We start from the raw sequence: 20,774 nt of genomic DNA, 5'->3' as shown, positions 1-20,774 counted from the left end.
CCCACAAAAAAGACTAAAATAAAGATAATATCCAGCGTCTGTTCTCACACAGCCGCTCACGATCCATATTCAGAAAGGAGTCTATTGCATATGGCATTTTTTACAGATATGAAACGCAGTCTCACGGAGGCCGGAAAACAGGTCGCTCAGAAAACGAAGGAAGTTTCCGACACCGTTCAGTTAAAAACACAGATCTCCAGAGAAAAAGAGGCGGTGAACCGCCAGTACGCCCAGATCGGCAAGAAAGTCTTCGAAGCCGCAAACGCAGTCGACGAGGAAGCTTACTCTGCTGAGTTTGCCCTGATCCGTGAAAGCTTAAAGACGATCGACGAACTCCAGGACAAGCTCTCCACCCTGGAAGGATTCATCCACTGTCCGGAATGCGGTGCAAGGATCGAGAAGACCGCCGCTTTCTGCAGCAAGTGCGGTGCTAAGATCGCGGAAGTGATGCCGGAGGATGCTCCTGTCGACGTTGTCGATACTGCTGAAACAGCTGAGACAGCCGAAAACGAAACATCCGATGATACCTGCGCCTGCGAAGCGGTTCCGGATGAGAAATTCGAAGACGGATCCGCCGAGACTACGGCAAATGTGACCGAAGATCACGAATAAACCATCTGACAGAAAGAAAACCGGCGATGTCTGCAGGAATCCCTTTCCACGGATCCCAGCAGCAGCGCCGGTTTTCTTTTATTATTTTTCTCCCACAAACACCGTCACAAACGCACCCGCGCCCATGAGAACGATCCCGAATAAGATCTCCCAGATGGACAGGGAACCAAGCTTCGATACGAGACCCGTGTTGATAAAAATCGCGATCGGGGATGAGATCACAAGTCCCAGGATTGCACAGAATGTCTGAACCCCGTATTTTTCAAAGAGGAACGTGATCAGCTTTGCGATCAGGAAAATCCCGAGGATCACGCCGATCCCGAACGGAGCCAGAAGCAGGATCCCGTCCTTCATTCCCATGAGATCAAACGCACGGAGATTGTCGAGGAATGTCTTGATCGTATTGATGATCGCGTAATAATATCCGAAGATCATGAGCATCATGGATCCGGATACTCCCGGGATCACCATCGTCGCAGAAGCCACAACTCCGAGAATAAATAAGATCACCATATTCACCGGAGTCACTGAGATCACGGTCAGAGCGTCCTTGCTCTCCTTTAAGAGCGGCATTCCACCGGAGATCACGAAGGCGATCACAAACGCCAGGATCCCGAACACGCCGATCCCGCCGGAAGTCATCTTTGACTTCATGGAGGAAATGATCGCAGGAAGTCCGCCGAGGATCAGACCCACGAACGCCATACATGTCACAAATGTGTGCTTGTCGAGCAGATATTCGATCGCATAGGTAAATCCCACGATCCCGATCCCGCAGCCGATGATGATCGGGATCAGGAATGCGATGCTCTTCTTAAACTCCTTAAACAGACCGGAAACCGCACCGATCAGCCGATCGTAGATGCCAAGGGAAACCGCCATCGTTCCTCCGGAAACGCCGGGAATGATGTTTGCGATCCCGATCATGACTCCCTTTATGATATTGCCAAAAAATTCCATGATAAACCTCCATAAATCTTTTGTCCGGATGATCCCATTCTCCATTTCCACACAGCGCAGCGATCTGCCGGGAACGTCCGGGTGTCTCATGCGCCCGACAGACCAGGCAGTTGCCGGTGTATCCGGCGCCTCTGCCTGGTCTGTGGTAAATCCTGTTTCATTCAGACGATCTGATTATACACGATACGTTCCATTCCATCAATCACTTTCGCTGACTCCGATCCCCTGGTTTACAGATTTATTCACGATCTGATCGTAATTTAACGTCTGATCCAGGAATTCCGGGATTGTCGTTCCAACGAATCGGTACAGGCGTTCTTCCGGAGTTCCGGTCAGAACCTCATTTCCCGACGGTTTCAGTTCCACATAGATCTCGATCCCGATCTCATATGTGCAGAGGCGGTTTCTCTGGAGAAGGTTATCCGAGGCACTCGCCGAAAGGACCTCTCCGATCTTCTTTCTGTTTTCCTCCGATCCATCGTTTACGATCGTGATCGCCCGGTAATTGTCATCGTACGTTCTCGTCGCGATCGCCATTCCTTCGTCCGAAGAAACTTCCGCCTGCACCGCGCTCTCGTCAGCCACCATATCTGCCGCTAAGACAGACTCTCCTGTCTGAGGATCTGTCCCAGTCTGCTCCGTCTCATAGTCCACCGGATACAGGATCTTTACGGCAGCCACTTCATCCACGGAAATTCTCTGCTCTGCATCAAGACCCGCCTGTTTTAAAAGGGCGATCGTCTTTGTAAAGGACGGATAGACCGGGAAGAAGTTTACATTATTCATATCATCAAGGCGGAATCCAGAGGAAGTATTTCCGCGCTGTTTGCTGATCACGGTGAGGTATTCCTGCTCAGCCGTGGTGAGGAAGCGCAGCGCAGCCACCGGTGCATTTACCGCTCTCTCATTTAACGTCAGACCTGCAAGCTCATCCTGGTAGGCGGATAAGATCTCCGCCTTCATGGAATCGTCCGTCCTGAGCTCCGAGATGTCTCCATCCGTCATCCAGTAGATCCCCGTGATATTCTCCGGTGTGTAGGACATGACCGGATAAATGCCCTCTTTGTACTCTCTCGATGCGTAGAGTTCATCGAGACTGCTTCCGAGTACCGAGCGCGGGATCGTGTAGGAGCGGTAAACGGTTTTGCCGTTTTTCATATGGAAGCCGACCTGTGCATAGATCATTCTCTCGCTGTCATCATAGATGGAAGTCGAATTTCCTTTGATCTTCGCCTCCCTCTGCAGCTTCGCCTCTTCCACGCCGTGCTCCGCGAAGGTGAGGACTTTCGCGTAATCGGTAAGTTTCATATTCTCATCCGCATAATTTCCGTAATCCAGATACTTCCATCCGTAGGAGGTTCCGTTCCGGTACGGAAGCCCGTAATCGAGATCGTCGAGATGGGCATTGATCGATGCATAGTTAAAGTTCTTCTCGTTCGGAAGATACGAATCATAACCGATCGCATCCGTCCAGAAGATCCCGATCAGCAGAAGGGCAAGGACTCCCCCTGCTGCTGTCTGGGCAGGATTCGAAAAGAGCTTCGAGAAATCGAAATGATAGATGATCTCGATCATGCAGCTCATGAGGACAAGTCCCAGGATAAAGCCGATAGCTGCCCAGGACAGGCTGTAGTAAATACTCCACAGCAGGATCGTCGCTGCCGTTGTGACCGGCACAAGGAGCAGGACTTTGATCGGGGCCTGCGTCTTTTTGAAGGCCATCGCTTTTCCGGCAGACTCTGACGGGCGGAGCTTATAGAGGATTAGCGCCAGGACGGTGAGGAGCACCGCAGCAAGGAGGCCGATCACACAGAGCTTATAGAGTCCCCTGCCCGTTCCCGTGCTTCCGATACTCATCTGGATCCTGGAATATCCATAATCGATATCATCAAAAAACTGATCTGAATGGAAGATCCGGAGTCCCGCTTCCATCAGTTTTGCATAATATCCGATCGGGGATCCGTACTCCGCAATCCATCCCATATCGCTGTTTCTTCCGGTCGTCACAAAGAAAAATTCCTTCAGGACACTGAGTAAAAGGGAAATGGCCGGAGCATAGCCGTACAGAACACCTGCACCGAGGATCGAGATGAACAGGTTTCCCGTGAGCAGGACCGCGATCACCATCACAGCATAGATCAGTAAAAATCCTACCATATGAGTGGCGAACGCAGAGAGCATCATCTTCACGATGCTGCCTCCCTGGATCCCGTTTCCGCAGAAGATTGCAAATGCAGTGATCATGTTGATCAAATATGCCGCAAAGAGGATCAGGAAGCCGTCCAGAAACTTCACAGCAAACAGCTGCTCTCTTTTGACCGGGAGACAGTTATAAAAATCAACCTGCTTTTTGGAATGCAGATACAGAAATCCGGTCAACCCTAGGATCATAGCCGCTGCCGCCACTAAAACGCACAGGAACGCATTCTCAAATCCAAGAACTTCTCCGACGAGGCGCAGGATCTTCGTGTGTTTCAGGGCATCTGCCCCGATCTCCGCATATCCGGTCCCGTTCACGAGCCAGTTTTCATACTCTTTTCCGATGCTCGCGATCCCCATGGCCGCCGCCATCGGCATTGCAAAGAAGAATGTGAGCAGGGAAAAAGCGACCGCCCAGAGTCTTCGTTTCATGTCCTCTTTCATAAGTTTAAAAAATAAGCTTTTTGATGTCATATCCTGCCACCTCCGTTTCACTGATAAAGATCTCTTCCAGTGAGAGCGGGATCAGTTCAAAGAACAGCGGTTCACACGCCGCCATCTGCTGCTCCACATTCTCTCTCGTCCCGCGCACCGTGATCGTCGCCAGGCTGCCCCGGTACTCTGTCTTCAAGATATCGAGACTGGTAAGGTCCTCCACCTTCACTCCCGGTTTTAAGACGCACTGGATCTTATGGATATTCAGCTTCATGTCATCGAGATCCTTTGAGAGCAGGATCCCGCCCTTGTGGAGAAGTCCGACATGGTCACAGATATCTTCCAGCTCCCTCAGGTTGTGGGAGGCGATGATCGGTGTCAGGTTCCGCTCCGCCATATCGTTCGCGAACAGGCTCTTTACCGCCTGGCGCATCACCGGATCTAGACCGTCGAAGGTCTCGTCACAGAAAATATAGTCCGTTCCCGCGCAGATCCCGTAGATGATCGAGAGCTGCTTTTTCATCCCTTTTGAGAACGTGGAGATCTTTCTCTTCTTTCCAAGGTCGAAGGACTCCAGGAGATGGAAAAATCTCGGCTCATCAAACGCCGGATAGATCGTCTTGTAGAACTTCATGAGTTCCACCGGGGTTCCGTTCGCAAAAAAATACTGGTCGTCGGAGATATAGAAAAACTTCGACTTTACCTTCGGATTCTCATAGACGTTCTCCCCGTCGATCAGAACGGTTCCCTCGTCCGGTTTTAAGATCCCGCTGACCATCCTGAGAAATGTGCTCTTTCCGGCGCCATTCGTCCCGATCAGCCCGAACACGCTGCCCTCTTTGATCTTCGCATCGATATGGTCCACCGCTGTGATGTCATCAAATCGTTTAGTCAGTCCGCTTGTCTCGATCATTCGTCTCCACCTCCGTTCTTTCTTGCCGCCTCATACTGGATCTCCACCATGTTTTTGATCTCCTCTCCCGGGATCCCGACACGGATCGCCTCATCGATCATATCGCTCACCTTCAGGAGAACCTCTTTCTTCTTGTTCTCTTTCATTGCCTGATTGTCTGCCACAAAACTTCCCTTTCCCTTCACTGTATAGATGTATCCCTGCCGTTCCAGCTCCACATACGCGCGCTGGATCGTATTCGGATTGATCGAAAGTTCCATCGCAAAGCTGCGCACGGACGGCAGCGGTTCATTCTCTTTCATCACGCCGAGCAGCATCAGCTCCTCGAGTTTCGCGACCACCTGTTCATAGATCGGCCGCCGGTCTTTGTAGTCTAACAGGATCATAAGCCTCCTCCTTTCCCGAGTCTCTGCGTGATACACTCCTGATTTCCGGGCCCTGGGGCAGAAAATATTTCTGTCCGTTTATTCTTTCTAAGTGTATCAACACTCTTAATACAGTTAGTATAGAGAAAAAGACCTGTGAAATCAAGGAATATCACAGGTCTTTTTTCTTACGATTTATTTACGATGAAGCGGAAGCCGCTGCAAATGCAGCGCACTGCAAAAAGATCCCGGGAAACAGCCGAAGCTGTTCCCGGGATCTCAATACGATCTGATTCAATTTTGCAGATTACTGCTCGTTGTCATCGTAAAGCTTTACTAACTTCTCAAGGTAAGCGTACTTATCTTTCGCATTCTGCTCAGCCTTAGCAAACAGCTTCTCAGCTCTTGCCGGGTTCTTCAGTGCGAGGGATGTGTAACGAACCTCACCCTTGATGAACTCCTGATAATCAACGGTAGCCGGCTTGCAGTCAAGGCTGAACTTCTTGCCCTCAGCTGCCGGGTTGAATCTGAAGAGGTTCCAGTAACCGGACTGAACAGCAAGTTTCTCCTCTGTCTGAGCCTTTGCCATACCTTTCTTGATACCGTGGTTGATACACGGAGCGTAAGCAATGATCAGGGACGGTCCCGGATATGCCTCAGCCTCAGCGATTGCCTTGATGGTCTGGTTCATATCAGCGCCCATGGAGATCTGTGCAACGTATACATAGCCGTAGCTCATAGCGATTGCAGCAAGGTCTTTCTGCTTAACTTCTTTACCGCCTGCAGCGAACTGAGCAACAGCACCTGTCGGAGTAGCCTTGGAGGACTGTCCGCCTGTGTTGGAGTAAACCTCAGTGTTGAATACCATGATGTTGATATCCTTGCCGCTTGCAAGTACGTGGTCAACGCCGTTGAATCCGATATCGTAAGCCCATCCGTCACCACCGAAGATCCACTGGGACTTCTTAGCCAGGAAATCTTTGTTCTTGACGATGTCCTTGCATGTCGGGCAGTCAACGTTCTCAAGAGCAGCTACGAGTTTGTCAGTTGCAGCACCGTTTGTAGCACCGACACTGAATGTATCTAACCACTCCTGGCATGCAGCTTTTACTTCTGCTGTTGCGTTCTCGTTTGCAGCAACTTCCTCAACTTTAGCCTTTAAGCCATCGCGGATTGCCTGCTGAGCGAGTAACATACCATAACCAAACTCAGCGTTATCCTCGAACAGGGAGTTAGACCAAGCCGGTCCTTTGCCTGCCTTGTTTGCTGTGTAAGGTGTGGACGGTGAAGAGTTACCCCAGATAGAAGTACATCCTGTTGCGTTTGCGATGTACATTCTGTCACCGAATAACTGTGTGATCAGTTTTGCGTACGGCGGCTCACCACAACCAGCACATGCGCCGGAGAACTCAAGGAGCGGCTGTTTGAACTGGCTGCCCTTTACAGTTGTCTCTTTGAATTTATCGATTACATCCTGCTTGATGTCAAGTTTCTGACCGTAGTTGAATACTTCCTGCTCTGCTGCGTTGCCTTCAAGCGGAACCATGGTAAGAGCCTTCTCACCCTTCTTGCCCGGGCAGACGTTAGCACAGGAACCACAACCGGTACAGTCAAGTGCGGAGATCGTCATAGCGAACTTGTACTCCGGCATACCTGTCATCGGGATTGTCTTTGTACCAGCCGGTGCGTTAGCAGCCTCAGCCTCTGTCATAGCTACCGGACGGATTACTGCGTGCGGGCAGACATAAGAACAGAAGTTACACTGGATACAGTTGTCCGGATTCCAAACCGGTACGTTTACTGCGATACCACGTTTCTCGTATGCAGCAGAACCGGACGGAGTTGTACCGTCAACATACTCTTTGAATGCGGATACCGGGAGGTTGTTACCTTCCTGAGCGTTTACAGCAGCCTGGATGTTGTTTACGAAGTTGATAACATCCTCGCGGCCCTCTGTAGCGTGAACCATGTCAAGACCTTCGTCTGCGCAGTTCTTCCAGCTCTCCGGAACCTGAACTTCTACAAGTCCCTTAGCGCCTGCATCGATCGCTGCCCAGTTCTTCATAACAACGTCTTCACCCTTACGACCGTAAGTAGCCTTTGCAGCTGCTTTCATAAGCTCGTTTGCTTTGTCAGCCGGGATGATCTTTGTCAGCTCGAAGAATGCGGACTGAAGGATCGTGTTGATACGGGTCGGGCCCATGCCTGTCTCGATACCAAGTTTAACACCGTCGATGGTGTAGAATTTGATGTTGTGGTCAGCGATGAACTTCTTAACCTGTCCCGGTAAGTGTTTCTCAAGACCCTCAGCATCCCACGGGCAGTTGAGGAGGAATGTACCGCCGTCAACAAGCTCCTGAACCATGTTGTACTTGCGGATGTATGCCGGGTTGTGGCATGCAACGAAGTTTGCTTTGTGGATCAGGTATGTGGACTTGATCGGAGTATGTCCGAAACGTAAGTGGGACATTGTAACACCGCCGGATTTCTTGGAGTCATAATCGAAGTAAGCCTGAGCGTACATGTCTGTGTTGTCACCGATGATCTTGATGGAGTTCTTGTTGGCACCTACAGTACCATCAGCACCAAGACCCCAGAACTTACAGTTTGTTGTTCCTTCCGGAGTTGTAACGAGCGGAGCACCTAACTTTAAGGAAAGGTGTGTCACATCATCGTTGATACCGATCGTGAATCTCTGCTTCTCTGTGTTCTCGTATACAGCAACGATCTGTGCCGGTGTTGTATCCTTGGAACCGAGACCGTAACGGCCTGTGAATACCGGAACCTTATCGAACTTGGAGCCCTTTAATGCTGCAACAACATCAAGGTATAACGGCTCGCCGATGGAACCCGGCTCTTTTGTTCTGTCGAGTACGGAGATCTGCTTAACGGTATCCGGGATTGTGTTGATAAGAGCCTCTGTGCAGAACGGTCTGTACAGACGAACCTTAACAACGCCGACCTTCTTGCCCTGTTTTGCAAGGTAGTCGATCGTCTCTTCGATTGTATCGTTTACGGAACCCATAGCGATGATAACGTGCTCAGCATCAGCAGCTCCGTAGTAGTTGAACAGTTTGTAATCTGTACCGATCTTAGCGTTTACTTTGTCCATGTACTCCTGTACGATTGCCGGAAGAGCATCGTAGTATGGGTTACATGCCTCTCTTGCCTGGAAGAAGATATCCGGGTTCTGAGCGGAACCTCTCTGTACCGGATGGTTCGGGTTCAGAGCGTTCTTACGGAATGCATCAATGGCGTCCATATCAGCCATTTCTTTTAAATCCTCGTAATCCCATGTCTCGATCTTCTGGATCTCGTGGGAAGTACGGAAACCATCAAAGAAGTTGATGAACGGAACTTTACCCTTTAATGCTGCAAGGTGTGCAACCGGTGTTAAGTCCATAACCTCCTGTACGCTGGATTCGCAGAGCATTGCGCATCCGGTCTGACGACAGGCGTAAACGTCGGAGTGGTCACCGAAGATATTTAAAGCGTGAGTTGCTACACAACGAGCGGATACGTTGAATACGCCCGGGAGCTGCTCACCAGCGATCTTATAGAGATCCGGGATCATAAGAAGAAGACCCTGAGAAGCTGTATAAGTTGTTGTTAATGCACCTGCTGCAAGGGAGCCATGTACGGCGCCGGCAGCACCTGCCTCGGACTGCATCTCGGTGATCTGTACCGGCTGTCCGAACATGTTTGTTCTTCCATCAGTTGCCCATTCATCGGTAGCTTCCGCCATCGGAGAAGAAGGGGTAATCGGGTAGATGGCTGCTACATCCGTAAATGCATAGGAAGCATGAGCGGCTGCATGGTTACCATCCATGGTTTTCATTTTTCTTGCCATAGTTGATTTCCTCCTGTAAAGTGTATAAATATGTAAATATTTATTAAACTTATGTGTTCCGCGTTTATCAGAACATCTATAAATTATTATAGCAATTTTTCCCTAAAATGCAAATCAAAAACGGCAGAATCATGTACCAAATCATAAACAATATTAAAATTTTTGCATTATCTTTTCACATTATGGAATGTTATCCGCATTGTGAGAATGTGCATTTGGTTAGTTTTGACAAACTTCTGTTCCGGAGCACTTCTCTCTTTTACAGATAATGATTTCTTTTAAATAAAAAGCGGTGAGGCAGGAAATCATTTTGATTCCTGTTCACCGCTTTTTTATATAAAGTATTCTTTTTATTGGTCCGACCATTCCCCGCTCTCAAGCAGGACCTTCGCTGCTGTCCTGGAGTGGGAGATCCGCTACTGTCCGTTCGGAGCGATCAGCCCCATATCGGACGGAGCCTGGTTCGTCTCCGCATGCGCTGCCGTTGTCTCCGGCGTATATCCCGGTCCGTAGTTAGATCCAGCGGACGGTGCTGCCGTTGTCGGCGCTGCTGTTGTCTCCGCTGCCGTTGTCGGTGCTGCTGTCTCTGCAGCCGTCGTCTCCGCTGCCGTTGACTCCCCAGCAGATTCAGACGGTGCTGCCGCTGACTCTGTGGACGGCGTTTCAGTCGCCGCAACCGTTCCGGAAGTATTTCTCTTGATCGTAGCCGCCTTTCCTTTATAAGTGCTGTTGTGGAGAAGGACATCGCTCACGACCTGCCCGTTCTTTTTCGTGATCAGGTTCGTCTGCCATCTGCTTCCCGGTGTTGCCGCCTTTGCGACAACTTCGGTACCCGGCTGGAGAGTCGGGTCTTCGACATAAGTCGGTGCCGGCGCGTCGAGTTCCTTGATCTTTTCGGAATGCATCGACACGGTCACGCCGTCCTCTAAGATCGGGTTTCCGTAAATGGAAACCGTCAGGGTCTGACCGGAGATGGACGCTTTGATGCCGATCGCTGTCTTTCCGTTATTCACAAACCGCAGATCCGGACCCGCATATCCGTCATAGCTTACCATCGCATCCTCGCCCGGTGTGACATAGGAAGGTTCATATGTGTGTGCATGGCGTTCCGTCGTCTTGAGTCCGGCAAATACGACCGCATTGTAGAGAGTTGAGGATACCTGGCAGACACCGCCGCCCGGCTCCTGAACCACAACGCCGTTGGAATACGCACCCGCTGGTTTGTATCCTTTTTCTGTGGTACGGTTGCCTGTCATCTTATTAAAGGAGAATTCTCCTCCCGGCTGAAGGATCGTGCCGTTGATCGCCGCGCAGGCGAGACGGATATTTTCGTTTCTGTCCTTATTTGTCGTTGTCGTCGTCGTATATGTTCCGATCTTTTTGAAATTGTCGCGGGCCTGAGCTTCCGTGATCTCCGGCTGTACCTCGTTCGCCGTCGCCGTGATCGTCTTGTCGTACTCTCCCGCTTTCATCGCCGCCGTGATATCGGAGGCAAGTTTTTCCTGATCGATCTTCTTTCCGGTCTGGGCGCCCGCGAATGTAAATTTTTCGGTCGATTTATCATAGGAAGCGATCGAACCATTCTTCGGCTCAACATCCCACTTTGCGGCCAGCGCTTTTACCTCGACCTGGACCGCGTCATCAAGGCCATCCGTCTGAACAGTATAGTCGCCGGATTCCTTCTTTGCGAGTGCCTCTTCGATCACCGCATCTACATTTGCTTCCATAAGGTTCGGAAGTTCTTCCGTGCTGTCACCGAAGGTCACCTTCATCTTCCATCCCATATCTGCAAGGACCTTCTCCATCGCCTCGGATTTTGTGAGACCGTGGATCTGAATCCCGTTTACCGTGATCTCCGCTTCAATCTCTGTCTCCGGCTCCGTCGTTGTCTCCTCCGTGGATGTTTCGGATCCCGCGTCCTGTCTCCCGGACCTTGCACAGCTCTGGAGTCCGACTGCCACGCAGATCAGAAAGATCACGACGCCGATCGCGATCAGGACGATCTTTGCCATATCCGGTCCCTGACCTCTTCCTCTTCCCCGGCCCCGTCTTCTTCCGGAGCCTCCTCTTCTTGCCCCGGTTCCCTTATTCCGGGCATTCTGTACCGCCATGATGCGGTCTGCCGCGCTGGACTGGCGGGATCTTCCGCCCGCTCTGCTGTTTCTGAATGTGTCACTCATTGCTCTCACCTTTTATTTTTGTTTTCAGGACGGATCTTCTCTCTATCCATCCGTTTTTCTGAATCCGAATCCGCGCGAAGCTTCCGGCTCTTACAGGCAGCCGATCCCGGTACAGAAAATGTATCGGGACATCGTTTCCGCAAAACGCGCAGATATACAGGTAGTAGTATAGCATAATTTAAGAAAAATGGTATAACAGAAATCTTAAATTTTATTCACAATTTTGTCTCAGATATGTTAAAATAAGGTAACAGTCTGCTGTTGTCATTGATGTACAGCATCGCAATTACAGATCAAGAAAGGAACTCCCGATATATGAAACTCATCGACCTTCACGTTCACTCTACCGCCTCCGACGGCTCCTTAACTCCCACCGAGGTCGTAAACCGTGCAGCCGGTCTCGGGCTCACCGCCATGGCTCTCACGGACCACGATACGGTCTCCGGGATCGACGAGGCGTTAAAAGCCGCAAAGTACCTCGATATGGAGGTCATTCCCGGGATCGAGGTCTCCTGTATCTATAAAGAAAAAGAGATCCATATCCTGGGTCTCTACGTTGATCATACGAACCCGGAGCTTCTCTCCTTTTTAAAAGAAGCTTCCCGCAAACGATATGACCGCAATATGGAAATGCTCGCCGCCTTCCGGAAGGACGGTTTCGCGCTCACCGAGGAGGATCTTTTCTGTGGGAATCCGAAGACGGTCGTCACCCGCGCCCACTTTGCGAGAGCACTTTTAAAGCACGGATATGTGACAAGTGTGGATCAGGCGTTTAAAAAATACCTGAACCCGGACCGCCCATACTACCGCTCCCGGGAGCTCATCACTCCGGAGGAAGTTCTCACGGTACTCCTCGGCGCCGGCGGTTTCCCGGTACTCGCCCATCCTCTCCTCTATAAGCTGGGCTGGGCGGAAACGGAGGCACTGATCGCGATGTTAACGGATCACGGGCTCCGTGGTCTTGAATGCTTCCATTCGTCCAACAACCAGGACGAGAGCGGAAAGCTCCGGAAACTTGCAAAAAAATACGCTCTCGCCCCGACCGGCGGCTCCGATTTTCACGGCGCCGCAAAGCCGGATATCGAGATCGGTTCCGGGCGCGGCGGTCTGCGGGTGTCGGCGCTGTACCTGGATGATATTAAATTAGCGATGTTTCTTGGCGGGACAATGCATGCATAAGTGAAATATGGCTAAGCAAAAAGATTCAGGAAAGTTAAGTTATACGATCACCTTTCCTGAATCTTTCATATTCTGCCTCAAACAAAGATTGCTGGCTACCGATCCAACACCTTCCGGATCTCCCCGGCCAGTTCTGCAGCCTTTTTGTGGTCGCTGCCGCCGGACGTAATCCCGATGACCGACTCTCCCTTTTTCGCAATCCCGGGGAAATAGAAATCGCACTGGTCCCGGTCGGACGCATTGTTGACCGGGATCTTTTTTTCGCGGCAGTCGCAGACGACAAGCTTGTTGACCGGGGCCGTGGCAGCGGCAAGGACGAAGAAAAATCCATGACTTTTTCTGCCGTGATCTCCGACATCTGCCACAGATCCGAATCTCTCTCCTGTTTCCAGATCTCCAACATCTGCCGCAGATTCCGGCGTTTCTTCCATTTCCAGATCCCCGGCGTCATACATTTTTTTCTTCCATCTCACGCAGGCTTCGGAAACATCTCCGTTCCTCTTTTCTTCTTCGCACATTTCTCTTAAATCCCCGCACACTTCCGGCGAGACGACCGTGATCTCACAGCCGAACTCCAGAAGTGTCCGGATCCGCCTAGCCGCGATCACTCCGCCGCCGACCACGAGGACATGCTTTCCTGCAAGATCGACAAACATTGGAAAATATGCCATTTTTCCGCTCCTCCCCTGCATTTTATACTCCCGCACACCAGATCTTCCAATCGCAGGTGCTTTCCACACACTCAGATTTCCTCTCCGTAAATTCCGGACGTCCCTTTCGCCGTTTTTTATAACATTTTCGACAGTTCCGTCGGGATTGTTCAACCATTCCCCATAATTTCCATAAAAAACCAGTTTAGATTGTTAAATTTTTATCTAATCCGTCGATTGTTTTTTTCCTACTCATCTGGTAGAATTCAAGTCGTTAAAAGATAAACGAAGTAAATCAATCACACAGCGGCAGAAAATTCCCAGAACACAAGGGAACCGCTGCGATCACCTTTGAGGAGGTAACAATCATGAAATTAAAAATGAAAAACATTTCCAATCTTGATACATTATTTAAAGTCATCAACCAGTGTGACGGCGCGGTTGAGTTAAGTCTTCCGGAAGGCGGAAGTGTAAACTTAAAATCAAAACTCAGCCAGTATTTCTCGATGGCAACTGTATTTTCAAACGGGAACATCAAGGAATTAGACCTTACGACCCACAACGACAGTGATTCCAGACGCCTGATCCAGTACATGGTCCAGGGCTGCTGATCTGATCCGGATGATCCGCTTCCCTCCGCAGATCCCCACACGCCTTTCCGGGCGCATGATGTCCCGTTCAGAAAGGCGTGTCTGCAGAAAGCATAAAGCAGTCATCAGGCCATAACGAATCCTTTCGCGGCCAGACTGGCGATCAGGTTCTCTTTCTCCGTAAAGAAAGTTCCCTGTGCCATCTGGCTGCTTCCCCCGCCTCTTCCGGAGAGTTCCCCATTTAATGTCTTCAAGAGAGCGCGCATGTCCTCGCTCTGGCTCCCCAGAACATAAGAGAATCCCCCATTCACGCTTTCTGACAGGGCGAGGACAATTTTCCCCCTCTTTCCTTCGAGTGCGAAGTTCACAAAGTGACGGAGCTCCGTCATATCAAGATCATCTCCGAGATAACAGATCTTATCATTTCCCTCTTTTAGCTGGTCCGCTTGGAATTTCATAAGTTTTCTTGAAGTCTCAGACAATTTTGCCTGGGTCTGCATCAGCTCATTTTTCAGTTTTTCCACGGCATCCGCAGTCTTTCCGGCTTTTGCGGACAGGAATACGGAAATTTTCTGAAGTTCTTCCCTTTTCTTCTCATAATCCATCACGGCCTCTTCCCCGCAGAGCAGAGAGATCCTGACACCGCCCTTATAGTGGATCATGGTTAAAAATTTCACGATCCCGATCTCACCGGTTTTTGCCACATGTGTCCCGCAGCAGGCGCAGGTGTCGCCGTTCGGGATGCTGACGATCCGGATGTCCCCGGTCAGCTCCTTTTTGCTCCGGTAGTCCATCTTTGCAAGCTCTTCCTGGGACGGAAATCCCGCGTAGATCTCCAGGTTCTCCCAGATCATCCGGTTCGCTTTCTTTTCGATCTCCAGAAGCTCGTCCCATGTGAGTGTTCCGTTCAGATCGATCGTGATCTCCTCCGATCCCATATGGAATCCCACATTGTCATATCCATATTTCGCATGGATCAGTCCTGAGACCAGATGTTCGCCGGAATGTCCCTGCATGTTGCGGAAACGTCTGTCCCAGTCGATCTGGCCAGTCACGGTCTCGCCGACAGGTAACGGCGCGTCCGTATAGTGAATGATCTCGCCATTCTTTTCGTGGACTGCCGTCACAGGAACGCCACCGAGAACACCCGTATCATAAGGCTGTCCACCTCCTTCTGGGAAAAACGCTGTCTGATCCAGAACTACCTCATATCCCTTTTTTCCTTCCGCACAGGAAAGAACCTTTGCCTCGAATGTGCGGGTGTAGGCGGAATCGTAATATAATTTCTTCATTACTCTATATCTCCTGTCACTGTTTTTCTTTCATCAAAATATTGCCCTGACTTACACAAGGTCTATTATACGCACAGGAGACAGGTATGGCAAGCGGAGACTTTCTGCAATCGTTTATGATCGTATCATACCCATGCCCCATCGGCGTTCACATAATACCCGTCCGGAGTAACCGTATTTACGAAAAGTGTTCCATCGGCACCCGCATAGTACCAGATACCGTCGACTGTAAACCACCCGGTCTTCGCATATCCATCGGCATCTAAATAGCTCCAGGTCCCGTTTGTATTCTTCCACTCGTTGGAATGCCAGTTTCCGTCCTCCTCCATATACCACCAGCCGTTTGCGTCCTTATACCAGCCGTAAGCGATCTCCGTGCTGCGTATTTTTTTCGCTTTTTTCTTCGATTTTTTCTCCGCTTCCAGAGTTTTCGCCTCAATGGCATCCTTTCTCTCCTTCGCGCTTGCCCCCGGTGTGCTGAGTGCATCAAAGGTCAGATAAATACGGACTCCTCTGACATCGTCCTCTTCCAGTTCATCCTTTTTGATCCATTCACATTTCTCGTAGGCGCAGTCAAGCCCACGGATCCGGGTCTTCTCCACTGTCTCTTTCGACAGACGGTAACCGGAACTGTAGTAGAGCTCCACCATAAGCTCCGGCGTATCCCTTCTGTCCCATTTGACCCGGTCATTTACATAATCATATTTATGGATCGTGTACTTCTCCCCGGATGTGATGATCTTTCTTCCTGATGTCACAAAATTCATTTCTCTTATTTCATGATTTCCTGCGAAATTCTGACATGCCATCCCGCATATACTGAAAGTGTAAAGAAGATTTCCGGAGGAAATAACATGAGTGATTTAGCTGCTACAAACTGTGGATGTGGGTGTGACTCCCCGGCACCGGGCTGCGGCGGTGGGTGTGGATGCAACAACAATATGATCTGGATCATCCTGCTCTTATGCTGCTGCGGCGGATGCGGACATAACGGCTGCGGCGGTGGCTGCGGCAACAGCTTCGACAACAGCTGTATCTGGATCATTCTCCTTCTCTGCTGCTGCGGCGGATGGGGAAATGGATGCGGCAACGGCTGCGGTTTCGGATGCTAAGCAATCTGCGGGCTATTTCAGGGGGCGGTCTTTCCGCCCCTTATTTTGTGCCGCCGGTGTTCTCACCGTCCGCCTGCCGTTTCTGTTCCTCCTTCTTCCGCTCGCATTCCTCATCGATCTCGTAAACGCTGTTTCCATCTATCACAAGTCGTCCCATAAAACCCCACTCAAATTTTTCTGTCTGCTTACTGTCATTTTATTCCCCCGGACCAGCTTTCGTGAAGAATTCCCGCATGAGAACCCCCTTCTCCTCATATATTGTCACATACAGGAGGTCCAAAATATGAGCGAAAAAGAATTAAAGCTAACCGATCTGGATTACGCCACCGGCGATCACCATCTTCAGATGATGAAGGCGGCGCTCCCCTATCTGGATATCAGCAAACAGCGTGCTCTGTCCATGTTTATCAAAGCCGATGAGCTGATGCGCACGATGGAGTTTTTCCGGGAGAACGATGACGGAATGCTAAGTGTCTGTGATCTGAACATGGATCATCCAACCCCGGAGGCCATGCTCGCCGCCGTCCGCCCCTACGCAAATAAGCAGGAACAGGATACCATCGACATGATGACCCGTTTTCTAAACAGCCGAAAAGGCCGGAGCAGCGCCGGGATCACGCCGGACCAGCTTCTCGCGATCCTGCCGCCGGATGTGCAGGCACAATTTGAGACCCTGCAGATGGTGATCCAGAGCTTCGCGCCGGGAGGTACCCCATGACGGAATACAACGGAAACACCCGGAACAGCCAGAGCAAAAACTGGCGCTCCGACCCGAGGCTTCACAACATGGATCCTGCAAAGATCGCTCTCCTAGCCTCCTTTGCGGATGAACTTATGAAAACGCCGGATAACCGGAAGATGCAGGCCTTTCTCTCCCTGAACCAGAAGATGCGGAAAAGCTCCATCTACTTTTCCGGAAACGAGCAGGAACTCCTGTTCGAGGTCCTGACAGAAAGTCTTTCCCCGGCAGAGCGTCAAAAAGCGGAGATGATCCGCCGGCTTGCCGGCAGACTTCAGAATCCGCCGTAATACCGATACAACGGATCTCTTCTTTTCTGTAATCTCTGATTCGTCTGTTCAAAAAATACCTGCCAGTAAAAAGGAGGCTGCCGGACGTGTTCGCTATCACCATGTCCCTGCAGCCTCCTTCTCAATTTACGCAGACATTGAACCAAGACCTGCCCTTGTACGGGACCTTGAAAGCTGCCGCGACATCAATGAGCCAGACACGACTATGAGATCCATGCTCCTGCTGTCCCGTCGGATCCGTTTCCAAAGCGGTACACAGTTCCGTCAATGGTACGCTCTCTGGTCACCATCGCTCCTAATCCATCCATATAATACCAGGTTCCATACGGATCCTGATACCAGCCGGTCACCATATAGCTGTTCTCATCGAACCGGTACCAGATTCCGCCTATCTCCTTCCACTGATCCTTACAATAGGACAAGCCCCGGGCACTCGTGACGTAGCGCCACTTTCCGGTTCCATCCTCCTGGATCCAGGCACCGGAGAAGGTCTGTCCGGAATCACTTTTTCCATCCTCGGAGACAAACCGGGTTCCGGTATAGACCATTCCCGGTCCCTCGACGGTCTTGCTCTTTTTTCCATCGCTGTTGACCGCTGTTACCATAAACGTATATAACTTTCCTTCCTTCATCTCAGAAGAAAAGTCTTTGGTGCAGCCCTTTAAGGTCTCGTTTGTTTTTTTCTTTCCATTCTCGTATAACGTCACGCTGTAGCCCAGTCTCGGATCCGGCTGTACTCTCAGCTTCGCTGCGTTTTCAACTGCCTCGTCATGCCGATGATTCCGCCGACGTAGGAACCTGAGGCTGCCGTTACCTGATAGCGGAAGAGGCTGCCACTCGGCATATCCTCCATGGAAGTATACTTGACCGCGCCTCCCTCTGCCTCAACATGCTTCACAGTTCCGGTGTTGTAGCCGATAAGACTGCCGATGTAATTCATGGAAGCCGTGGTAGACACATTGATGTTCTTGAGTCTGATATTCGTCACACTTCCGCTGTTTGACCCGATCATACCCACCTGGGATGCCTGATAACCGCTCAGCCGGATATTCTCAAACTCACAGTTATCGATCGTACCCTGATTTGACGCGACGAGGCCGAAGTTTGTTCCGGCTTTCGTTCCGTTATCCAACGTGATATTCGCAAACCTAAGGTTCCTGATCCCACTGGAGATCGCCGTAAACATGGACTCTGCCGGAGAGGACGTACTGTAGGATACGTTTCCGCTGGAGATCGTATACTTTTCTCCGCCGCTCTTTGAACCGCCGGTCAGGGAGTTGATTTTTAATCCCATCGGGAGTTTTCCGGCCTTTGCATAGCTTGTGAGATCAATGTCGCCCTCGATCTTGAAGTTTTCAAAGTTCTGTCCGGCCTCTGTCATGGCATTTACCCACTGTTCCGCATTGTAGATGACTCTCGCAATGACCGTTCCGTCCTCCACCCGGATCTGGATCTCAAGACGTCTTGTCGCATCGCCTTTTCTGAACACGGCGACAGCCGGATATACGGACTGGTATTTTACCGGTCTCACATCGTCGTACTTGAGTCCCATCGGGGATTCCTGTGTCCTTTTTTCTGCCATCTCAAAGTTCAGGCCTTCACATTCGATGTGATCCAGAAGGAAGCCGTTTCCGCCGTTTTCTGCAAGGACTTCCACGATATACTTTCCGGAGAACTCAAAGATCCGTGCCTGCGTCACTTTTAATTTGACACATAGCAGTTATAGATCTTGATGCCTTTTCCATAGCCGGTGAGTCCTCCTGCGGAAAGTGCTTTGCCTCCATAGACCGCCGTTGTGATCGAAACGTCTTCCGTGCGGCAGTCTTCCATCGTACTGTATTCCAGATACGATACGAGTCCGCCGACATGGTTCGGCATATCGGACAGTTTTACATGGAAAGCCCGGATATTCTTTAAGGTACTGTTGTTTAAAACTTTTCCGAAGATTCCGGCTTCTAAGGACTTCGCCTTATTATCATTGGAATCATTGGTGATGAGTTCCACGTTTTCAAAGTTCAGATCCTTCACTTCCGCGCCGGAAAGGACCGACAGGACGGAGGAGCCGACCCCGCTGATATTCCGGATCGTGTGGCCGTCCCCGTAGAGCTTTCCGGTAAACGGATCACGGTCGGAACCGATCTGCATACTGGAGATACTCTTTCCGGAAAAATCAAGATCACTCACAAGAATGTTCCGATACTGTTTTTCGCATGAAGTTCCTTCTCGATCTTGATGGAGAAATTTTCGATCACGCCGGATTTCCGGTTTGTGAAGGCTACAAAGCCCTCACTGTAGTTCGGACGGATATTTCCAAGCTTCACCGTCATGACGAGATTCCGGATCGTTCCGAAGTTTGCACACACGAAAGTGGAGGTATCGAGAATCCGGGAACACCAAGATATAAGAAAGATAAAATGCCGATTACCTATATGCAAAATGGTATTCAACATGAAAACGGCTCTTTTAATGTAAGACTTTCTTTACAAAAAAAGCTGAAGGAATATATGGCTCATACCTATAATATTCGTGCTGCATACCTTTATTTGAAAAATCCTGTTTTTTCAAACATGGATATCATAAAACAGATAAAAATATATCCTCCGGCAAATGACGGAACCAGCAGGATCCTTGTTATTTATGAGGTGGAAGATGTTTTGCCAGAAGAGCACAATGGACATTATCTGTCGATTGATCTGGGCTTGCATAATCTTATGACTTGTTATGATAATGTAGGGAAAACTTTTATTATTGGAAGGGAATATCTTTCTCTTTCTTATTTTTATAACAAGGGAATCGCGAGAGTCCAGTCACAATGGGACCGGATCCAGGCTGCAAGGGAAAAGGAGGATCTGAAAACATCTAAGCATCTGCAGAAACTCTATCGAAAGAAAAATGACTGTATCAAAGATTATATTCATAAGATGACACGATATATCACGAACTATTGTGTAAAGAATGATATTCATACGGTTGTAATTGGAAATATAAAGGGGATTTGTAAAGAGAGAAACTTGGGGAGGAAAACCAACCAGAAGCTTCACGGTTTGCCATATGCCCGTATCTATATGCAGTTAGAATATAAGTTTAAAATGAAAGGGATTTGCCTGATAAGACAGGAAGAAAGCTATTCCAGTCAATGTTCGCCGCAGCCAGAAGAAGTATCGCGCATTTATGCAGAGAAAAGGAATCGAAAAAAGCGTGGCATCTACATTATAGATACCGTGATCTACAATGCAGATGCAGTAGGAGCTTATAACATTTTGAGAAAGTATCATGCCGTATTCGGCAAAGAAATTGATATGCCCGTAACCGGGCTGAGCAGCACAAAAACAATAAAAGTAGCTGTGTAACCCATCTGGGTAGCAGTACGGGTATCATGGACACACCTCTGAAGCTACGGAGCTATGC

At 49.9% G+C, this 20,774-nt stretch carries 20 protein-coding genes; 7 read left to right on the top strand and 13 right to left on the bottom strand.

Features of this window, described 5'->3' with window-relative positions; genetic code table 11:
* Positions 1 to 90 precede the first annotated feature (90 nt).
* Positions 91 to 612: a zinc ribbon domain-containing protein gene (locus tag FN001_RS08125; RefSeq protein ID WP_142411494.1), complete on the top strand. Its 522-nt coding sequence runs from the start codon at positions 91 to 93 to the stop codon at positions 610 to 612.
* An 81-nt stretch (positions 613 to 693) separates the two neighbouring features.
* On the opposite strand, the gene FN001_RS08120 is transcribed toward FN001_RS08125, so the two are convergent.
* From FN001_RS08120 to FN001_RS08095, 6 genes are all read right to left on the bottom strand, one after another.
* Positions 694 to 1,572, bottom strand: a complete 879-nt coding sequence (locus FN001_RS08120; protein ID WP_142411493.1) for a DUF368 domain-containing protein — start codon at positions 1,570 to 1,572, stop codon at positions 694 to 696.
* 198 nt (positions 1,573 to 1,770) lie between these two features.
* Positions 1,771 to 4,245, bottom strand: a complete 2,475-nt coding sequence (locus FN001_RS08115) for a DUF6449 domain-containing protein (protein ID WP_142411492.1) — start codon at positions 4,243 to 4,245, stop codon at positions 1,771 to 1,773.
* The gene (locus FN001_RS08110) at positions 4,220 to 5,119 is read right to left on the bottom strand and encodes an ABC transporter ATP-binding protein (protein WP_118650316.1); all 900 of its coding nucleotides are present in this window, start codon (positions 5,117 to 5,119) and stop codon (positions 4,220 to 4,222) included. Before FN001_RS08110 ends, FN001_RS08115 begins: the two co-directional genes overlap by 26 nt.
* A complete protein-coding gene (locus FN001_RS08105; RefSeq protein WP_118320997.1) occupies positions 5,116 to 5,505 on the bottom strand; it encodes a GntR family transcriptional regulator in 390 nt (129 codons plus the stop codon). The genes FN001_RS08110 and FN001_RS08105 overlap by 4 nt, the downstream gene beginning before the upstream one ends.
* A 286-nt stretch (positions 5,506 to 5,791) precedes the next feature.
* Complete coding sequence (nifJ, locus tag FN001_RS08100) at positions 5,792 to 9,334, bottom strand: pyruvate:ferredoxin (flavodoxin) oxidoreductase (RefSeq protein ID WP_142411491.1); 3,543 nt, start codon at positions 9,332 to 9,334, stop codon at positions 5,792 to 5,794.
* Between the two features lie 416 nt (positions 9,335 to 9,750).
* Entirely contained in the window at positions 9,751 to 11,514 is a 1,764-nt protein-coding gene (locus FN001_RS08095) for a VanW family protein (protein WP_118320996.1), read from the bottom strand.
* A 315-nt stretch (positions 11,515 to 11,829) separates the two neighbouring features.
* On the opposite strand from FN001_RS08095, the gene FN001_RS08090 reads away from it, so the two are divergent.
* On the top strand, positions 11,830 to 12,693 hold the full coding sequence (locus FN001_RS08090; RefSeq protein ID WP_142411490.1) for a PHP domain-containing protein: 864 nt from the start codon (positions 11,830 to 11,832) through the stop codon (positions 12,691 to 12,693).
* 95 nt (positions 12,694 to 12,788) lie between these two features.
* Here FN001_RS08090 and FN001_RS08085 read toward each other — a convergent pair whose 3' ends face one another.
* Positions 12,789 to 13,364, bottom strand: coding sequence for a precorrin-2 dehydrogenase/sirohydrochlorin ferrochelatase family protein (locus FN001_RS08085; protein ID WP_185911874.1), 576 nt, complete (start codon positions 13,362 to 13,364; stop codon positions 12,789 to 12,791).
* A gap of 347 nt (positions 13,365 to 13,711) precedes the next feature.
* Here FN001_RS08085 and FN001_RS08080 point away from each other — a divergent pair, with 347 nt between their 5' ends.
* Positions 13,712 to 13,954 (top strand): polya polymerase, encoded by a 243-nt coding sequence (locus FN001_RS08080; RefSeq protein ID WP_118298080.1) that lies wholly within the window; start codon positions 13,712 to 13,714, stop codon positions 13,952 to 13,954.
* 104 nt (positions 13,955 to 14,058) lie between these two features.
* Here the strand turns inward: FN001_RS08080 and FN001_RS08075 are convergent, their stop codons facing one another.
* Together FN001_RS08075 and FN001_RS08070 are read right to left on the bottom strand one after the other, a co-directional pair.
* A complete protein-coding gene (locus FN001_RS08075; protein ID WP_142411488.1) occupies positions 14,059 to 15,225 on the bottom strand; it encodes an alanyl-tRNA editing protein in 1,167 nt (388 codons plus the stop codon).
* A gap of 125 nt (positions 15,226 to 15,350) precedes the next feature.
* Positions 15,351 to 15,992 carry a hypothetical protein gene (locus tag FN001_RS08070; RefSeq protein ID WP_207705621.1) on the bottom strand — a complete coding sequence of 214 codons (642 nt, stop codon included), beginning with the start codon at positions 15,990 to 15,992 and terminating at the stop codon, positions 15,351 to 15,353.
* 87 nt (positions 15,993 to 16,079) lie between these two features.
* Between FN001_RS08070 and FN001_RS08065 the strand changes: the two genes are divergently transcribed.
* The 3 genes from FN001_RS08065 to FN001_RS08055 all read left to right on the top strand — a co-directional run bounded on the left by FN001_RS08065 (position 16,080) and on the right by FN001_RS08055 (position 17,366).
* Positions 16,080 to 16,337 carry a chorion class high-cysteine HCB protein 13 gene (locus FN001_RS08065; RefSeq protein WP_118298077.1) on the top strand — a complete coding sequence of 86 codons (258 nt, stop codon included), beginning with the start codon at positions 16,080 to 16,082 and terminating at the stop codon, positions 16,335 to 16,337.
* A gap of 283 nt (positions 16,338 to 16,620) precedes the next feature.
* Positions 16,621 to 17,055: a hypothetical protein gene (locus FN001_RS08060; RefSeq protein ID WP_118298076.1), complete on the top strand. Its 435-nt coding sequence runs from the start codon at positions 16,621 to 16,623 to the stop codon at positions 17,053 to 17,055.
* Positions 17,052 to 17,366, top strand: coding sequence for a hypothetical protein (locus FN001_RS08055; protein WP_118320990.1), 315 nt, complete (start codon positions 17,052 to 17,054; stop codon positions 17,364 to 17,366). Before FN001_RS08060 ends, FN001_RS08055 begins: the two co-directional genes overlap by 4 nt.
* 203 nt (positions 17,367 to 17,569) lie before the next feature.
* On the opposite strand, the gene FN001_RS08050 is transcribed toward FN001_RS08055, so the two are convergent.
* Genes FN001_RS08050 through FN001_RS18065 form a run of 4 tightly spaced genes read right to left on the bottom strand, consistent with a single transcriptional unit; the run spans position 17,570 to position 19,693 of the window.
* Positions 17,570 to 18,073 (bottom strand): hypothetical protein, encoded by a 504-nt coding sequence (locus FN001_RS08050; protein WP_118320989.1) that lies wholly within the window; start codon positions 18,071 to 18,073, stop codon positions 17,570 to 17,572.
* Positions 18,074 to 18,105: 32 nt separating this feature from the next.
* Complete coding sequence (locus FN001_RS08045; protein WP_118320988.1) at positions 18,106 to 19,065, bottom strand: hypothetical protein; 960 nt, start codon at positions 19,063 to 19,065, stop codon at positions 18,106 to 18,108.
* 2 nt (positions 19,066 to 19,067) lie between these two features.
* Complete coding sequence (locus FN001_RS08040; protein WP_118604827.1) at positions 19,068 to 19,550, bottom strand: M26 family metallopeptidase; 483 nt, start codon at positions 19,548 to 19,550, stop codon at positions 19,068 to 19,070.
* Positions 19,547 to 19,693, bottom strand: a complete 147-nt coding sequence (locus FN001_RS18065; RefSeq protein ID WP_182431987.1) for a hypothetical protein — start codon at positions 19,691 to 19,693, stop codon at positions 19,547 to 19,549. The genes FN001_RS08040 and FN001_RS18065 overlap by 4 nt, the downstream gene beginning before the upstream one ends.
* On the opposite strand from FN001_RS18065, the gene FN001_RS08035 reads away from it, so the two are divergent.
* Positions 19,673 to 20,716: an RNA-guided endonuclease TnpB family protein gene (locus FN001_RS08035; RefSeq protein WP_279230962.1), complete on the top strand. Its 1,044-nt coding sequence runs from the start codon at positions 19,673 to 19,675 to the stop codon at positions 20,714 to 20,716. The two genes, FN001_RS18065 and FN001_RS08035, sit on opposite strands and share 21 nt — an antisense overlap.
* The last annotated feature ends 58 nt before the right edge of the window (positions 20,717 to 20,774 follow it).

The organism is Clostridium sp. Marseille-P7770 (assembly GCF_902143525.1).
GTDB lineage: Bacteria > Bacillota > Clostridia > Lachnospirales > Lachnospiraceae > Pilosibacter.
The sequence above is the reverse complement of the archived record's forward strand: the minus strand, read 5'-3'. Positions and strand labels throughout refer to the sequence as shown.

What these genes read in the sequence shown, in the direction of transcription:
- FN001_RS08115 (WP_142411492.1), bottom strand. Translation starts at nt 4,245, where the DNA reads ATGACATCAAAAAGCTTATTTTTTAAACTTATGAAAGAGGACATGAAA.
- FN001_RS08095 (WP_118320996.1), bottom strand. Translation starts at nt 11,514, where the DNA reads ATGAGTGACACATTCAGAAACAGCAGAGCGGGCGGAAGATCCCGCCAG.
- FN001_RS08110 (WP_118650316.1), bottom strand. Translation starts at nt 5,119, where the DNA reads ATGATCGAGACAAGCGGACTGACTAAACGATTTGATGACATCACAGCG.
- FN001_RS08060 (WP_118298076.1), top strand. Translation starts at nt 16,621, where the DNA reads ATGAGCGAAAAAGAATTAAAGCTAACCGATCTGGATTACGCCACCGGC.
- FN001_RS08080 (WP_118298080.1), top strand. Translation starts at nt 13,712, where the DNA reads ATGAAATTAAAAATGAAAAACATTTCCAATCTTGATACATTATTTAAA.
- nifJ (WP_142411491.1), bottom strand. Translation starts at nt 9,334, where the DNA reads ATGGCAAGAAAAATGAAAACCATGGATGGTAACCATGCAGCCGCTCAT.
- FN001_RS08065 (WP_118298077.1), top strand. Translation starts at nt 16,080, where the DNA reads ATGAGTGATTTAGCTGCTACAAACTGTGGATGTGGGTGTGACTCCCCG.
- FN001_RS08105 (WP_118320997.1), bottom strand. Translation starts at nt 5,505, where the DNA reads ATGATCCTGTTAGACTACAAAGACCGGCGGCCGATCTATGAACAGGTG.
- FN001_RS08070 (WP_207705621.1), bottom strand. Translation starts at nt 15,992, where the DNA reads ATGAATTTTGTGACATCAGGAAGAAAGATCATCACATCCGGGGAGAAG.
- FN001_RS08120 (WP_142411493.1), bottom strand. Translation starts at nt 1,572, where the DNA reads ATGGAATTTTTTGGCAATATCATAAAGGGAGTCATGATCGGGATCGCA.
- FN001_RS08125 (WP_142411494.1), top strand. Translation starts at nt 91, where the DNA reads ATGGCATTTTTTACAGATATGAAACGCAGTCTCACGGAGGCCGGAAAA.
- FN001_RS08075 (WP_142411488.1), bottom strand. Translation starts at nt 15,225, where the DNA reads ATGAAGAAATTATATTACGATTCCGCCTACACCCGCACATTCGAGGCA.
- FN001_RS08055 (WP_118320990.1), top strand. Translation starts at nt 17,052, where the DNA reads ATGACGGAATACAACGGAAACACCCGGAACAGCCAGAGCAAAAACTGG.
- FN001_RS08085 (WP_185911874.1), bottom strand. Translation starts at nt 13,364, where the DNA reads ATGGCATATTTTCCAATGTTTGTCGATCTTGCAGGAAAGCATGTCCTC.
- FN001_RS08090 (WP_142411490.1), top strand. Translation starts at nt 11,830, where the DNA reads ATGAAACTCATCGACCTTCACGTTCACTCTACCGCCTCCGACGGCTCC.
- FN001_RS18065 (WP_182431987.1), bottom strand. Translation starts at nt 19,693, where the DNA reads ATGACGGTGAAGCTTGGAAATATCCGTCCGAACTACAGTGAGGGCTTT.